Raw genomic sequence first — 15,033 nt, 5'->3', positions numbered from 1 at the left:
GCATGACGCTCAGCTACGACCCGCACGGTTTCTCCCTCGACGGGAGCCCGCACCGCCTCCTCTCCGGAGCGGCGCACTACTTCCGCTCGCGCCCGGAGCAGTGGCCGCACCTGATGCGCTCGCTCGCGGCGATGGGGCTGAACACCGTCGAGACCTATCTGGCCTGGAACCATCACGAACCGGTCGAGGGCGAGTGGCGGCGTCTCGAGGAGATCCCGCGATTCCTCGACGCGGCGGCAGAGGCCGGACTCCGCACGATCGTGCGACCAGGGCCCTACATCTGCGCCGAGTGGGACAACGGCGGTCTGCCCTCGTGGCTCACCGCGAGGGCGGGTCGCGCGATCCGCACATCCTCGCCGGTTTTCCTCGACCCGGTGAAGCGCTATCTGGACGCCGTCGTCCCCCTGTTCGCCGACCACCCGAGCGTCCTGATGGTGCAGATCGAGAACGAGTACGGATCCTTCGGGTCGGATGCCGACTACCTCGCCGCCCTGACCACCGCGCTGGTCGAGCGCGGCGTCGGCGCTCCGCTGTTCACCAGCGACGGCCCCAGCGACGTCATGCTCACCGGAGGGACCGTTCCCGGGCACCTCGCGACCGTCAACTTCGGGTCCCACGCGACCGCTGCGTTCGACACACTGCGGCAGATCCGACCCGACGATGCGCCGATGTGCATGGAGTTCTGGTGCGGATGGTTCGACCACTGGGGCCAGGGGCGAGTGACCCGCGACGCGAGCGATGCGGCTGCCGCGCTGCGCGAGATCCTGGCGCAGGGGGCATCCGTGAACCTCTACATGGCGCACGGCGGCACCAACTTCGGCATCGGGGCAGGAGCGAACCATCACCCGGAACAGGGAGGGGAGGGTTTCCGGCCGACGGTCACGAGCTACGACTACGACGCCCCGCTCGACGAACGCGGCGCACCGACGGAGAAGTTCTTCGCGTTCAGGGACGAGTTCCAGCAGGTGGCGGACGGCCCGTTCCCCGAACTGCCGGAGTTGCCGCCCCTCGTCGAGCAGCAGACGATCCGGATGACACGCGAAGGGCCCGTGCGGTTCCGTCCCGCAGGAAGCGCGCCCATCCCTCCGACCTTCGAAGATCTCGGGTTCGACCACGGCCTCGTGCGCTACCGCGCCGTCATCCCCGGCCCCCGCGCCCCGCAGGCCCTCACCCTGGAGCGGGTGCGGGATCGCGCCCATGTGCGCGTCGACGGGGCGCTCCGTGCCATCGTCGAACGCGGCGGAGAAGATGCCGAGATCACCGTGAGCGGGCCCTCCGAGCTGGAGGTCATCGTGGAATCGATGGGGCGGATCAACTACGGACCGCGGATCGGCGAGACGAAGGGCCTGGACGCCATCCGTCACGGGCGCCAGCAGGTGCACGGCTTCGACATCGACGTGCTCCCGATCGCCGACGACCCGCGACCGGACTGGACCGCACCCGTCGAGCCTGCGGACGCGCCCCGTTACGTCGGCGGTGATTTCGACGTGCGCGAGCAGGCCGACGGGTACCTGGACCTCTCCGGATGGTCGAAGGGGTACGTCTGGGTCAACGGCTTCTGCCTCGGCAGATACTGGACCGCCGCCGGCCCGCAGACGTCGCTCTACGTCCCCTGGTCGGTCCTGCGTCCTGGACACAACGAGATCGTGATCCTCGAGCTCGACGGCGTCCCCTCCTCGGCTGTGCCCTTCGGCCCCCATCCCGGTCTCGGCGCTCGACGCGCGTCCTGACCCCCGCACTCCACCCGTATTCACAGAAGGACCATCGTGGATCTCCAGATCGGCATCATCGGCTTCGGCGCGCGCTCGACCCTCCAGGAGGAGGTGCACCGCCCGGGGCACGGCTCGCGCATCACCGCCGTGTGCGACCTCGCCCCGCGCGCCCGAGAAGACGCCCGGCTGCTCGTTCCCGACGCCCTCATCACCGACGACCTCGACGAGCTGCTCGCCTCGGGCGTCGATGCGGTGATGGTGCTCACTCCCGACGACACGCACGCCGCCCTCACCATCCGCGCCCTCGAAGCAGGGGTGCCGGTGTTCTGCGAGAAACCTCTCGCGATCGAACTCGCCGACGCCGACGCCATGCTCGAGACCGCGCGGCGCACCGGCACCGGACTCTACATCGGCCACAACATGCGGCACATGCCGGTGATCACGCTGATGCGCGGACTGATTCGGAGCGGACGCATCGGCCAGGTCAAGGCCGTCTGGGTGCGGCACTTCGTCGGCCACGGCGGCGACTACTACTTCAAGGACTGGCACGCCGATCGTCGTCGCACCACCGGACTGCTGCTGCAGAAGGGGGCGCACGACATCGACATCATCCACTGGCTCGCCGGGGCGTACACGGAGCGCGTCTCCGCGATGGGCGCGCTCAGCGTCTACGGCGCGATCACCGATCGGCGCGACCGCACGGGGGAGCGGATGCCGGAGTGGTTCAGCATCGACAACTGGCCGCCGACCGCACTCACCGGCCTGCACCCCGTGGTCGACGTCGAGGACATCTCGATGGTGAACATGCAACTGGAGGGCGGGGTCTTCGCCTCGTACCAGCAGTGCCACTTCACGCCCGACTACTGGCGCAACTACACGGTGATCGGCACCGAGGGGCGGATCGAGAACTTCGGCGACGTGGCGGGGAGCGAGGTCGGGTTGTGGAATCGGCGGCACACCGGCGCCGCCGCGGCCGATGAGGCCTTCATCGTGCCCGAGGTGCCCGATGCCGGGCACGACGGCGCAGACGCACTGCTCGTCGCCGAGTTCCTGCGCTTCGTGCGGCATCGCGGCGTGACCGAGACGTCACCCGTCGCCGCGCGCGAGGCCGTCGCCGCCGGCATCCTCGCCACCGCGTCGCTGCGCGGTGACGGTTCGTCGATCGCGATCCCGCCGCTCGATCCCGAACTCGTCGCCTACTTCGAGCGCGGTCAGATCGAGGCCGCACCGGTCTGAGGCGGCCGTCTCCCAGCGTCCTCACATTCCCGAAATGTACAAAAGTACATGTACGGATGTTCGGGAGGTGCTCGATGGTCGAAGGCGCGCGTCGTCGACGTGACCCTGAAGCGCGCCGTCGGGAGATCGTGGCCGCCGCCGCCGAGCTCATCGTCGAGGTGGGCGCCGAGGCCGTCACGCACCGCATGGTCGCCGCGCGCGCCGGTGTTCCCCTCGGGGCGACGACACAGTACTTCGACACCCTCGACGACCTCCGTGGTGCGGCCTTCCGCGCGCTCGCCGAAGAGGTCGACGCACGCCTCGACGGTGTCCGCCAGACCATCGCCGAACGCGGCGATGCCCCCGAGGTGATCGCCGCGCTCGTGTTCGAGAGCATGGACGATGCGCACGCGGTGCGCGCCGACCGCGCCGTCGTCACGGCCGCCGTGCACGACCCCCGTCTGCGCGAGCTCGCGCGGCACCTGTCGGACCGGCTCGTCGAGCTCCTCCAGCCGACCTATGGCGAAGACCGGGCCAGAGCGGCGATGATCTTCATCGACGGCGTCATGTGGAGCATGCACATCCGCGACGAACGTCTTGCGCAGTCCTTCATCGAGTCCGCACTGGCGCGGATCCTCGGAGATTCCGTCTCCACCCCCTCCGCAGCGACAGCCACACCCTGACACCGAGGAAACCGCCTTGTCGAAACTCGCCATCCTGAGCCTCAAGAACCGCGCGCTCATCGCCCTCATCACCATCGTCGCGGCGGTGTTCGGCGGGCTCGCGCTCACGAACCTCAAGCAGGAGCTCATCCCGTCGCTCGAGCTGCCGGCGCTCGTCGTCATGACGACCTACCCCGGCGCTTCGCCCGAGGTCGTCGAGAACGACGTGTCGACGCCGGTCGAGTCCGCGATCCAGGGTGTCCCCGGGCTGGAATCGACCACCGCGACCAGCACCACCAACGCCTCGATCGTGCAGGCGATGTTCGCCTACGGGACGAACCTCGCCACCGCCGAACAGAAGATCCAGCAGGCGATCAACCGCATCTCCTCCCAGCTGCCGGACGACGTGACCCCGCAGGTGCTGTCGGTGTCCATCGATGACTTCCCCGTGATCCAGGTCGCGGTCACCGGATTCGAAGATGCCGACAACGCGCAGGCCGAGCTCGAATCCGTCGCGATCCCCGAGCTCGAAGACGTCGACGGCGTCAATGCCGCCGAGATCGTCGGCGGGGTGGGACAGCGCATCAGCATCACGCCCGACGTCGCGAAGCTCGCGGCCGCAGGGCAGAGCACGCAGGCGATCAGCTCGGCGCTGCAGCAGAACGGCACGCTGTTCCCCGGTGGAGACATCACCGAGGACGGGCAGACGCTCACGGTTCAGACCGGGGCGAAGATCACGTCCGTCGACGAGATCGCCGCCCTCCCGCTGGTCGGCACCGACCTGACCATCGGCGAAGTGGCCACCGTCGTGCAGGAGTCCGACCCGGTCACCTCGATCTCGCGGGTCGACGGGCAGGACGCGCTCTCGATCTCGATCACGAAGCTCCCCGCGGCGAACACGGTCGAGGTCTCCAACGGCGTCATCGCCGCGCTCGACACGATCGGCGAGGCGTTCCCCGACGCCGAGTTCACGGTGATCTTCGACCAGGCGCCGTTCATCGTCCAGTCGATCGAGACGCTGGCCACGGAAGGTCTGCTCGGACTGGTGTTCGCGGTGATCGTGATCCTGGTGTTCCTGCTGTCGATCCGCTCCACCCTCGTCACGGCCATCTCGATCCCGACCAGCGTGCTGATCACGTTCATCGGACTGCAGGCGTTCGGCTACTCGCTCAACGTGCTCACGCTCGGCGCCCTCACCATCGCGATCGGTCGAGTGGTCGACGACTCCATCGTGGTGATCGAGAACATCAAACGCCACTACGTCGGCGACGCGGACAAGGGCGACGCGATCCGCCTCGCCGTGCGCGAGGTCGCGATGGCGATCACGGCCTCCACCATCACGACCGTCGCGGTGTTCCTGCCGATCGTCTTCGTCGGCGACATGGTCGGGGAACTGTTCCGTCCGTTCGCCATGACCGTCACGATCGCGATGGTGGCCTCGCTGCTGGTCGCACTGACGATCGTCCCGGTGCTCGCCTACTGGTTCCTCAAGCCCGGCAAGGAGCTGCTCGACGAGCACGGGAACGCGATCGATCCGGAGCACCCGGACGCCCCGCCGACGCAGCTGCAGCGGGTCTACCGGCCGATCCTCGGATGGACCCTCAAGCACTCCGGCGTCACGGTGATCCTCGCCGTCGTGGTGCTCGGTGCGACCCTCGCCGCCGCGCCGCTGATGAAGATCAACTTCCTCAGCGACTCGGGGCAGAACACCATGACCGTGACGCAGGACCTCGGTCCGACCGCGAGCCTGCAGACGAAGTCGGATGCGGCGATCGAGGTCGAGGACGCCCTGCTCGGCATCGATGGCATCGAGCACGTGCAGGCCTCGATCGGCACCAGCGGATCCGCGCTCAGCGACGCCTTCTCGGGCGGCGCGGGAGTGACGTACTCCGTGCTGACCGACGGAGACGCCGACCAGGAGAAGCTCCGTGCCGACGTGCAGGACGCGATCGACGGACTCGGCGACGACGTGGGCGACGTGTCGGTCGCCGCCTCCGCGGGCTTCGGCTCGAGCGACATCGAGATCACGGTCACGGCCTCGAACGCCGATGACCTCCAGACCGCGACCACCACTCTCGTCGACGAGCTCGACGGGCGAGACGGCGTCGGCCAGGTGAGCGACAACCTCGCCGCCTCGCTGCCGTACATCGCCGTCGTGGTCGACCGGGAAGCCGCCGCGCAACGGGGGCTCTCCGAGGTCGCCGTCGGCTCGATCGTGTCGAACACCATGCGCCCGCAGCAGGCCGGCTCCGTCGAGATCGACGACACCGCGCTGACCGTGTACATCGTCACCCCCGAGCCGCCGACTACCGTCCAGGCGCTCAAGGAGCTCGCGATCCCGACCCCGCTCGGCGTCGTGCAGCTGCAGGACATCGCGACCGTGGAGGAGCGCAACGGCCCCACCTCGATCACCACCGAGCAGGGACGCCGCACCTCGACCATCACGGTGCCGCCGGCATCCGACAACCTCGCCACCGCCACGCAGTCGGTGAACGAGGCGATCGCGGCGGCCGATCTGCCTGACGGTGCATCCGCCGAGGTGGGCGGCGTCGCCTCCCAGCAGGCGGACTCGTTCTCGCAGCTCGGACTCGCGATGCTCGCGGCGATCCTCATCGTCTACGTGGTGATGGTCGCGACCTTCAAGTCGCTGCGCCAGCCGCTGCTGCTGCTCGTGTCGGTGCCGTTCGCGGCGACTGGCGCGATCCTGCTGCAGATCGTGACGGGTGTGCCGCTGGGCGTGGCGTCGCTGATCGGCGTGCTGATGCTCATCGGCATCGTGGTGACGAACGCGATCGTGCTCGTCGACCTCGTGAACCAGTATCGCGAGAAGGGGCTGTCGACCATCGAGGCCGTGAAGGCCGGTGGGGAGAAGCGTCTGCGGCCGATCCTCATGACCGCGCTCGCGACGATCCTCGCGCTGACGCCGATGGCACTCGGAATCACCGGTCACGGCGGGTTCATCTCGCAGCCGCTGGCGATCGTCGTGATCGGCGGACTGCTCTCGTCGACCGTGCTCACCCTGATCGTGCTGCCCACGCTCTACAACCTCGTCGAAGGGGCCAGGGAGCGGCGGGCGGCGCGCAAGGCGGGCGGCTCGGATGCCGGGGGGACGCCGGCTCCGGAGGGTCCGGTCGGACCCTCCGCGCCCGCCGCCGCCTCGGGCCAGCCCGTCCTGATCGACGGGTCCGGTCTGCCGCACGCGCCGCAGCTCACGCGGCGCGAGATGCGCGAGCGCGGGGAGTAGCCGGGACACTTGAGCCCCGGTTCCTGAGCGAGGAGCGGAGCGACGAGACGAAGGGCGTCCTGCGTGTGGCTGCGCTCGCTCAGGAGAAGGTGATGCCCCAGTGCAGGGTCCAGGTCTCGTCGGGGGCGAGGCGACGGATGCCGAGGCCGCTGTTGAGGGCATCGGCGGGCGCGGTCATCGGCTCGATCGCGACCGCGAGCGTCTGTCCGGGATAGGTCGGCGTCGTGTACACCTGCAAGTAGTCGAAGCCCTCGCCCTGCCACAGGGTCACGCGACGACCGTCGGGCGCGGTGAGGGAGTGCCGCACGAGCCCATCGGCGTCGCGCGCGAGGTCCGTGAAGCCGGTGTCGAGTACGACATCCCCCAGGCGTACGCCGGCCCGAAGAGCGGCATCTGCGGGGTGCGTGCCCGTCGGCAGCATCCGCTCGTCGGTCGAGAAGGCGGTCTCCGCGGGGATCCGGAGAACCAGATCGTGCGGGTCGACGTCTCCGATCGTCACGAACGGGTGCGTGCCGAGCGCGACGGGTGCCGACTCCGCCGAGCGATTCGTCAGGGTGTGCGCGACGTCGATGCCGTCTGCGGTCAAGGTGTAGGTGACAGCGGTGTCGATCAGGTACGGGTAACCGGTCTGCGGGACGATGGTCGCCCGCAGCACGGCGGCCGTCTCGGTCTGGGCGATCTCGTAGGCCGTGAACCGCAGCAGTCCGTGGCTGGCGTTGTTCAGCTTCGGCTCGGTGATCGCGAGGGCTCGCGCGGTGCCGTCATCATCCCACTCTCCGTCGCGCACGCGGTTCGGCCACGGAGCGAGGACCACGCCGGAGCAGGCGGGGGTGGGCTGGTCGAGCGGATACGGCGGCACGAGATCGACACCGCCGATGCGCAGCGAACGCAGGGAGGCGCCGACCTGGGCGATCTGCGCCGTGACATCGCCGAGCTGGAGGTCGATTCGGGCGCCGGTGGGGGAAGCGGTACTCACCTCGTCATCGTACGGCCACCCGTCGGGTCGGCACTCTCTCAGGTGCACCCGGTAGTATCGGACGGTCGGCTTCGGACACCCGCGCGTTGGCGCGGACGTTTTATGTGTGTGAAGTGTGAGTCCAGGGGCCGATGGTGAGCGTCGCTCGACGCTAATCAACCATCACATGAATGGCCCCGGCCGCTGACAGTCCGGAACCCCGCTGGTCGCATTCGGCCACGCGCTGGGTGCATGCGCGTGCGCGCGGCGCTGTTCTCGTGCGAGAACACAGGAAGACATCGCAATGCCGAAGAACAAGAAGCCCCGCGGCGGACGTCCGTCCGCGAACTTCGAGCCGCGCTACGGCGCCAAGAAGACCTCCTTCCACGATCGTCACCACGCCGCCCCGGCCCGTGACGGCGCGCGCGACGAGCGCGGAGGACGAGCGGACGCCGGCGACCGCCGTTCCGCACCCGCGGCAGGCGGCTACGACCGTCGCCCCGGCAGCCGCAGCGCCGGTCACCGCGGCTACCGCCCGGCCGAGGCCGAGTCCGGTGCGCCCAAGCAGCGCTGGGGCGCGTCCGAGCGTGCCGGCCGTGACGAGGCACGGGGCATCCGCAACCGTGCGGAGTCCGGGCGTCGTGAGGCCCCGCACCACCGCAACGACGAGCGCTCCGAGCGCCCGCGCTACAACGACCGTCCGAGCACCGGAGGCCGATTCGACGACCGCCCGCGTCGAGACGACCGCGGTGGACAGCGTCCGACCGGTCAGCGTCCGACCGGACCGGGAACCTACCGCGACGAGCGTGGCGGCGATCGCCCCCGGTTCGACCGCGACGACCGTGCGCGTCGCGATGACCGCGGCGCCGGCAGCCAGCGTCAGGGCTTCCGCGACAACGACCACCGCGATGGCGGCCGTCCGGTTCGCGACGATCGACGTGGTGCCGAGCGTCCCCGGTACAACAGCGACCGTGGTGCCGAGCGCCCCCGGTACAACAGCGACCGTGGTGCCGACCGTCCCCGCTTCGATCGTGACGAGCGTCCGCGCCGCGACGACCGCGCCGGCGACCGCACCCGGTCGAACGACCGCGGCACCGAGCGGTCCTACGACGCCGACCGCGCACGTCGGGCCTTCGACCGCGACCGCACGCAGCGTTCGTACGAGGGCGGCCGCGACGAGCGTTCGCGTCCGTCGACCGGTGGTGCGTACCGCACCGAGCGTCCGCGTCCGCTGACCTCCGACACCCGCGGACGTCCGGCGCGCAACGAGCGTCCGAGCCGCAACGACTGGAACGCCACCAGCCGTCCCGAGTCGACCGGTGCGAAGTTCACCCCGGGCGACGACGTCGTGCACGAGCGCCTCGAGGCGAAGTCCGTCGCGGCCGTCGAGGTCGACGGTGTGACCTTCGGCGACCTCGGTCTCGGCTCGAACATCGTCGAGACCCTCGTCGGCATGGGCGCGGCCACGCCGTTCCCGATCCAGGCCGCCAGCATCCCCGCCGTCCTCGCCGGGCGCGACGTGCTCGCCCGCGGTCGCACCGGATCCGGCAAGACCATCGCCTTCGGTGCTCCGCTCGTCGAGCGCGTGCTGCAGTCGCAGGCCGGCAAGCGTCGTGAGTTCGGGCGGTCGCCGCGCGCGATCATCCTCGCTCCGACGCGCGAGCTCGCGCTGCAGATCGACCGCACGATCCAGCCGATCGCCCGCAGCGTCGGTCTCTTCACCACCCAGATCTACGGCGGCGTGCCGCAGGGCCGTCAGGTGGGTGCGCTCAAGAAGGGCGTCGACATCGTGATCGGCACCCCCGGCCGCGTCGAGGACCTCATCAACCAGGGCAAGCTCGACCTCTCGGACTGCCGCATCGCGGTGCTCGACGAGGCCGACCACATGTGCGAGCTCGGATTCGTCGAGCCCGTGCAGCGCATCCTGCGTCACACCGCCGACGGCAGCCAGAAGCTGCTGTTCTCGGCGACGCTCGACCGTGAGGTCGCCGCGCTCGTCGACGAATTCCTCGTGGACCCGGCGGTGTACGAGGTCGCCGGTGAAGACCAGGATTCCAGCACGATCGAGCATCGCGTGCTCGTGATCGAGCACCGCGACAAGGCCGACATCCTCACGTCGCTCGTCGACCGCGCCGGGAAGACGCTGGTCTTCGCCCGCACGCGCGCCTACGCCGACATGCTCGCCGAGCAGTTCGACGACGCGGGAATCCCCGCCGTCTCGCTGCACGGAGACCTGAACCAGGCCAAGCGCACGCGCAACCTCGAGCGTCTGACCTCCGGTCGCGTGAACGTGCTCGTCGCCACGGATGTCGCCGCCCGCGGCATCCACGTCGACGACATCGACCTGGTCGTCCAGGCTGACGCCCCCGATGAGTACAAGACGTACCTGCACCGTTCGGGTCGCACCGGTCGCGCCGGTCGCTCCGGCCGTGTGGTCACGCTGATCACGCGTCAGCGCCAGCGTCGCATGACCGAGCTGCTCGACCGCGCCGAGATCGACGCGCCGTTCGAGAACGCGCGTCTGGACGACGACATCATCGAGGAGATCGCCGGTCGCGTGCCGACCGCGGCCGACCTGACGGCCTGAGTCTCTCGTGATGAAGGCCCCGCCCCGCTTCCAGGGGCGGGGCCTTTCGCGTCCCCCGCGCGCCGTCGCGCCGTCGCGTCGCGACACCTCGCCTCTGAGCGCCGAGTGCACGGGTTGCTGTCGAGTGCACGGGATGCGTGCGTGTTGAGGCCGTGCGTTCGGCGAGAACCCGTGCACTCGACGGCGGTGGGGGGGATGAGAGGAGGAGTGGGGTCAGGCGTCGGAGCGTGCGAAGCGCACCGCACCGGCGGCGCCGATCACGGCCGCCCAGCCGAGCAGCACGAGGCCGCCGGTGACAGCCGTGAGGACCGCATCGTCGTGCGCGAACAGCTGCACCCCGGCGCGGGTGGGCAGCCATCGGGTGTGCTCCCCGAGCGCGGTGACTGCGAACGGCAGGATGAACACCAGCACGAGCATCGACACCAGGGCTGCGACCAGGTGTCGGAGCACGAGCGTCACGGCATGGGCGAGCAGCCCGATCAGCACGAGGTAGAGGGCCGCGCCGCCGAGTCGGCTCAGATCTTCCGTCACCACCGCGGCGGCGCGCATGTCCGTGGCGCGGAGGGTCGCCTCGGCGACGAGCCAGGCGGCGGCGACGGTCGCCACCGCGGCGAGGGCGAGCACCACCACGGCAGCGAACGTCTTCGCGACGACGACCCGCAGACGATGCGGAACCGCCGTGAGCGTCGTGCTGAGCTGTCGTCCTGCGTACTCCTGCGACACGGGCAGCACCCCGAGCAGGATCGCGCCCGCCTGGACGTAGGGCACGGTGTCGAGTGCGGCGGCGACGGGAGACACCACACCCCCTCCGTCCGCGTGGAGCGCCGCGAAAGCCAGCGCAAGGACCGCACCGAGAGTCACCATGCCTCCAGCGGCATATGCAGTGAGGGGAAGCGTGCGCAGCTTCGAGAGCTCGGCTCTCCACGCCCGCGTCATCAGGCATCTCTCCGCGCGAAGACGATGGCTCCCGCGACGACGGAGGCCGCCGCCCATGCGGCCATGACGAGCCCGCCCGTCACGGCGTCGAGCCCTCCGGGGAGGACCAGCTCCGCGTCGAATCCGAACAGATTGCGTCCGGCCATGTCGGGAAGCCAGTGCGCGAGCGAGGTCACTTTGGTGAGGAGGAGGGAGATCGAGACGACGGAGCTGTTCAGGATGAGGATGATCAGCGGGAGCGCGGCGCTGCGGGTGATCAGGGTGATCCCGAGTGCCAAGAGGGCGGTGAGCGTCCAGTAGATCGTGGCACCGGCGAGGCGCCAGAGCGCCTGCTCGCCGTCGACGGACTCCGGCGCACGGTCGCCGAGGAGCAGCTGCGCGACAGCGAGGCACGAGGGGAAGGCCACGAAAGCCGTGAGGATCGTGATCGCCACCACGGCGGTGGTCTTCGCCAGGACGATCCTGATACGCCCGGGGATCGCGACGAGAGTGCTGGCGATCTGACGCGACCCTCCCGCGTCCGGGCTGTTCGGGGCGTACTCGCTGCTGACGGCGAGCACGCCCACGACGATCGCGCCGATCGTGCCCAGCGGTGCGGCGGCGAACGCGGTCTCGAACACCGAGATAGGGCCGAAGATGTCGGCCTCTCCTTCGTCGAGGGCGGATGCGGCCTGCATCGCATTCAGCACCGTGATCGCGACGGTGCCGAGGACGCTCGCGATGATCCCCGCCCACACGCCAGGGAGGGTGAGGATCTTGCCCGTCTCGGCGGCGGTGGCTCGGAGGAACCTCATCGGGTCTGCCCGCCGTCCGCCGGGGTGGAGCCGTCTCCGCGCGTCAGGGCGAAGAACGCCGCTTCGAGGTCCGCATGGCCGTGCGTGATCTCATCCACGGTGCCGGTGGCGACGATCCTGCCCTGGGCGATCACGACGAGGTCGTCGGCGACTCCGGCGACCTCTCCCATGAGGTGGCTCGAGAGGAGCACGGTCCCTCCGGCATCCGCCTGACCGCGCAGCAGCTGCCGCATCCACCGGATGCCCTCGGGGTCGAGCCCGTTCACCGGCTCGTCGAGGATCAGCGTCGGCGGCGCGCCCAGAAGCGCGGCCCCGAGGCCCAGCCGCTGCCCCATCCCGAGCGACAGGCGGCCCACCTTCGTGCGCGCGGCGTCGGCCAGCCCGACCTGTTCGAGCACCTCGTCGACGCGATGGCGTGCGATGCTGCCCGCCGTGGCGATCCAGCCCAGGTGGCCGCGGGCCGTACGTGAGCGGTGCGCGCCGGAACCGTCGAGCATCGCCCCCGCGGTGCGCAGGGGATCGCGCAGTTCGCGGTAGGGGCGGCCGTCGATCAGCGCACGCCCTCCTGACGGGCGGTCGAGTCCAAGAAGGATGCGCAGGGTCGACGACTTCCCCGCTCCGTTCGCGCCGAGGAAGGCCGTCACGCGCCCTGGCCGCGCCTCGAAGGCGACGGCGTCGAGCACGGTGCGGGCGCCCCGCCGTTTCGTGAGTGATTCGATCTTCAGCATCCCTCGATCCCAGCCGTCCGGAGCGTGCGGGGCATCGGTCCTCAGGAGGGAACCCGGTAGGGCCCTCCGCCCCGAGTCCCTCAGCCCGTGGTCTGATGTGCGCCGGGGCGCGGATGCCTAGACTCAGGCGGATGGATGCTTCGCCCCGCCCGACCTGGCGTTCGCGCACGTGGATCGCCGCCGCGGGGATGATCGCGCTGCTGGTGGTGCTGTTGAGCATGCTCGGACTCGACGGGCCGCAGAGCCTCACGGTCGTGCTGGCGTGTGCGGGGGCCGTCGTGCTGGGCGTGCTCGGCTGGGCGACGGTGAGGTCGCAGCGGCAACGTCGGGAGTACGAACGCAGCCTCACGGAGTGGGCGGCGGACCGGGCCGCGCAGCAGGAGCGGCTCCGGATCGCCCGCGAGCTGCACGATCTCGCATCGCACGGGCTCGGATTGATCACGATGCGTGCGGCCGCGGTCGCCGGGCTCACCGGCACCGCAGGAGATGCCGAGCGCCGAAGCGCGCTGGTCGACATCGAGGAGGCCGGACGTTCCGCGATGTCCGAGCTGCGGCGTATGTTGACCGTGCTGCGCGAGCCGGGAGACGAGGTCCCCCTGCATCCGCCGGCGCGTCTCGCCGATGTGCCGGGGATCGTCGCCGCCGCCGAGGCATTCGGCGTGCGCACGTCTCTGCGGGTGGACGATCTGGGCGAGGTGCCCCTCGCCGTGCAGGCAGCGGTCTGCGCCACGATCCGCGAGGCGCTGTCGAACATCGGTCGTCACGCCGGCCCCGTGCCGGCGGTCGTGGTGGTCGAGCGGGACGCAGACGACGTCCGCGTGATCATCGTCGACGAGGGTCCTGCCACGGGATGGGTGCCGCAGCCCGGAGCGGGCCACGGCCTGCAGGGTGCGCGGGAGCGTGTGCACGCGCTCGGAGGAACACTGAGGGGTGAGCAGTTGGGCGCGGGCTTCCGGGTCGAGGCGCGCGTCCCGCTCGGGGCGGGGTCATGAGCGACGGCATTCGCGTGTTGATCGCGGACGATCAGGCTCTCCTGCGACACAGCCTCGCGCTGATCATCGCGGGCGCCGATGGGCTCGCGGTGGTCGGCGAGGCCGCTGACGGCGCGGGGGCGGTCGAGCTGGCCCGTGCCATCAGGCCGGATGTCGTGCTGATGGACATCCGGATGCCGGGGCTCGACGGCATCAGTGCGACGCGTGCCATCACGACGACCCTCCCGAGCACACGCGTCCTCGTGCTCAGCATGCTGGAGCTCGACGAGTACGTCGACGGCGCCCTGCGCGCGGGAGCCAGCGGATTCCTGCTCAAGGACGTGCGTCCCGAGCAGCTGGTCGAGGCGATCCGCCGTACGCACGAGGGGGAGTCGCTGTTCGCGCCGAGCATCCTCGTCCGTCTCGTCGAGCACTTCCTGGATGGCGCGAATCGACCGGCGGGCCGCCCGCTCGCGGTACTCACGGCGAGGGAGACCGAGGTGCTCACCCTCGTCGGTCGGGGCCTCGCGAATTCCGAGATCGCCGTGGCGCTCACGATCTCGATGGCGACGGTGAAGACCCACATCGGCAGTCTGCTGTCGAAGCTCGCTGCTCGGGACCGGGCGCAGCTCGTGATCGCGGCGTACGAGCAGGGGCTTGTGGGCGGCTGACGGTGGGGTCAGGCCAACTCGTGCACGTGCACGGCGGAAGTCAGGTTGGTGCCGTTGAGGTCGAGGTAGATCACGCTCTCGGTCACGGTGAGGGTCATCGTGTTGCGACGCTCGATCAGGGCGGCCGCGGTGTCGATGAACCCGGGGTCGAAGCTGTAGACGCGGATGTCCTCGCGACGGTGGATGCGCTTGTCCGCCCACTGCGCCATGACCTTGGCGGGGTCGCGGTGGGTGTAGACCACCGTGCGCTCGGCGAGGCGGCTGCCGTAATGGAGCCGCTCCGCATCGGGCGCCCCGATCTCGACCCAGGCCGTGATCAGACCGGTGAGGTCGCGCACCAGCACCGCCGGCTCCTCGGTCGACGAGATGCTGCCGCCGAACGTGATGCCTTCGGCGAACTCGAGCCCGTAGGCGAGCACGCGGGTGAGCATGTAGGCATCGGTCTCGGACGGATGCCGCGCCACGCGCAGCGAATAGTCCTCGTAGACGCCGCGATCGGTGTCAGCGAGCTGCACCTCGAATGTGTGGACTGTCGAACCGATCGCCATGATCCTCGAG

The 15,033-nt window shown here is 70.0% G+C and carries 12 protein-coding genes; 7 read left to right on the top strand and 5 right to left on the bottom strand.

Annotated features, from left to right (window positions below; translation table 11 throughout):
- Nucleotides 1-2: 2 nt before the first annotated feature.
- The 4 genes from CQ042_RS06015 (at nt 3) to CQ042_RS06000 (ending at nt 6,833) form a co-directional block, all read left to right on the top strand.
- Nucleotides 3-1,730, top strand: coding sequence for a beta-galactosidase family protein (locus tag CQ042_RS06015; RefSeq protein WP_105669553.1), 1,728 nt, complete (start codon nt 3-5; stop codon nt 1,728-1,730).
- Nucleotides 1,731-1,766: 36 nt separating this feature from the next.
- The gene (locus CQ042_RS06010; protein ID WP_181157469.1) at nt 1,767-2,948 is read left to right on the top strand and encodes a Gfo/Idh/MocA family protein; all 1,182 of its coding nucleotides are present in this window, start codon (nt 1,767-1,769) and stop codon (nt 2,946-2,948) included.
- A 74-nt stretch (nt 2,949-3,022) separates the two neighbouring features.
- Nucleotides 3,023-3,610, top strand: coding sequence for a TetR/AcrR family transcriptional regulator (locus CQ042_RS06005; RefSeq protein ID WP_105669551.1), 588 nt, complete (start codon nt 3,023-3,025; stop codon nt 3,608-3,610).
- Between the two features lie 16 nt (nt 3,611-3,626).
- Nucleotides 3,627-6,833 carry an efflux RND transporter permease subunit gene (locus CQ042_RS06000; protein WP_105669550.1) on the top strand — a complete coding sequence of 1,069 codons (3,207 nt, stop codon included), beginning with the start codon at nt 3,627-3,629 and terminating at the stop codon, nt 6,831-6,833.
- A 79-nt stretch (nt 6,834-6,912) separates the two neighbouring features.
- Here the strand turns inward: CQ042_RS06000 and CQ042_RS05995 are convergent, their stop codons facing one another.
- Nucleotides 6,913-7,809: an aldose 1-epimerase family protein gene (locus CQ042_RS05995; protein ID WP_105669549.1), complete on the bottom strand. Its 897-nt coding sequence runs from the start codon at nt 7,807-7,809 to the stop codon at nt 6,913-6,915.
- Between the two features lie 283 nt (nt 7,810-8,092).
- Here CQ042_RS05995 and CQ042_RS05990 point away from each other — a divergent pair, with 283 nt between their 5' ends.
- Nucleotides 8,093-10,375 carry a DEAD/DEAH box helicase gene (locus tag CQ042_RS05990; protein ID WP_105669548.1) on the top strand — a complete coding sequence of 761 codons (2,283 nt, stop codon included), beginning with the start codon at nt 8,093-8,095 and terminating at the stop codon, nt 10,373-10,375.
- Nucleotides 10,376-10,588: 213 nt separating this feature from the next.
- On the opposite strand, the gene CQ042_RS05985 is transcribed toward CQ042_RS05990, so the two are convergent.
- From CQ042_RS05985 to CQ042_RS05975, 3 genes are read right to left on the bottom strand one after another with little or no spacing between them, the layout of a single operon-like run.
- Nucleotides 10,589-11,311, bottom strand: coding sequence for an ABC transporter permease (locus tag CQ042_RS05985; protein ID WP_105669547.1), 723 nt, complete (start codon nt 11,309-11,311; stop codon nt 10,589-10,591).
- Nucleotides 11,311-12,105 (bottom strand): ABC transporter permease, encoded by a 795-nt coding sequence (locus tag CQ042_RS05980; RefSeq protein ID WP_105669546.1) that lies wholly within the window; start codon nt 12,103-12,105, stop codon nt 11,311-11,313. Before CQ042_RS05980 ends, CQ042_RS05985 begins: the two co-directional genes overlap by 1 nt.
- Nucleotides 12,102-12,833: an ABC transporter ATP-binding protein gene (locus CQ042_RS05975; protein ID WP_105669545.1), complete on the bottom strand. Its 732-nt coding sequence runs from the start codon at nt 12,831-12,833 to the stop codon at nt 12,102-12,104. The genes CQ042_RS05980 and CQ042_RS05975 overlap by 4 nt, the downstream gene beginning before the upstream one ends.
- Nucleotides 12,834-12,964: 131 nt before the next feature.
- On the opposite strand from CQ042_RS05975, the gene CQ042_RS05970 reads away from it, so the two are divergent.
- Nucleotides 12,965-13,825 (top strand): sensor histidine kinase, encoded by an 861-nt coding sequence (locus CQ042_RS05970; protein ID WP_105669544.1) that lies wholly within the window; start codon nt 12,965-12,967, stop codon nt 13,823-13,825.
- Nucleotides 13,822-14,475 carry a response regulator transcription factor gene (locus tag CQ042_RS05965; RefSeq protein ID WP_105669543.1) on the top strand — a complete coding sequence of 218 codons (654 nt, stop codon included), beginning with the start codon at nt 13,822-13,824 and terminating at the stop codon, nt 14,473-14,475. The genes CQ042_RS05970 and CQ042_RS05965 overlap by 4 nt, the downstream gene beginning before the upstream one ends.
- Nucleotides 14,476-14,483: 8 nt before the next feature.
- Here the strand turns inward: CQ042_RS05965 and CQ042_RS05960 are convergent, their stop codons facing one another.
- The gene (locus CQ042_RS05960) at nt 14,484-15,023 is read right to left on the bottom strand and encodes a YaeQ family protein (RefSeq protein WP_105669542.1); all 540 of its coding nucleotides are present in this window, start codon (nt 15,021-15,023) and stop codon (nt 14,484-14,486) included.
- Nucleotides 15,024-15,033: the final 10 nt, after the last annotated feature.

Source organism: Microbacterium sp. MYb62, from assembly GCF_002979475.1.
Classification (GTDB): domain Bacteria; phylum Actinomycetota; class Actinomycetes; order Actinomycetales; family Microbacteriaceae; genus Microbacterium.
The sequence above is the reverse complement of the archived record's forward strand: the minus strand, read 5'-3'. Positions and strand labels throughout refer to the sequence as shown.

What these genes read in the sequence shown, in the direction of transcription:
- CQ042_RS05965 (WP_105669543.1), top strand. Translation starts at nt 13,822, where the DNA reads ATGAGCGACGGCATTCGCGTGTTGATCGCGGACGATCAGGCTCTCCTG.
- CQ042_RS05960 (WP_105669542.1), bottom strand. Translation starts at nt 15,023, where the DNA reads ATGGCGATCGGTTCGACAGTCCACACATTCGAGGTGCAGCTCGCTGAC.
- CQ042_RS06005 (WP_105669551.1), top strand. Translation starts at nt 3,023, where the DNA reads ATGGTCGAAGGCGCGCGTCGTCGACGTGACCCTGAAGCGCGCCGTCGG.
- CQ042_RS05990 (WP_105669548.1), top strand. Translation starts at nt 8,093, where the DNA reads ATGCCGAAGAACAAGAAGCCCCGCGGCGGACGTCCGTCCGCGAACTTC.
- CQ042_RS06015 (WP_105669553.1), top strand. Translation starts at nt 3, where the DNA reads ATGACGCTCAGCTACGACCCGCACGGTTTCTCCCTCGACGGGAGCCCG.
- CQ042_RS05975 (WP_105669545.1), bottom strand. Translation starts at nt 12,833, where the DNA reads ATGCTGAAGATCGAATCACTCACGAAACGGCGGGGCGCCCGCACCGTG.
- CQ042_RS05980 (WP_105669546.1), bottom strand. Translation starts at nt 12,105, where the DNA reads ATGAGGTTCCTCCGAGCCACCGCCGCCGAGACGGGCAAGATCCTCACC.
- CQ042_RS05985 (WP_105669547.1), bottom strand. Translation starts at nt 11,311, where the DNA reads ATGACGCGGGCGTGGAGAGCCGAGCTCTCGAAGCTGCGCACGCTTCCC.
- CQ042_RS05970 (WP_105669544.1), top strand. Translation starts at nt 12,965, where the DNA reads ATGGATGCTTCGCCCCGCCCGACCTGGCGTTCGCGCACGTGGATCGCC.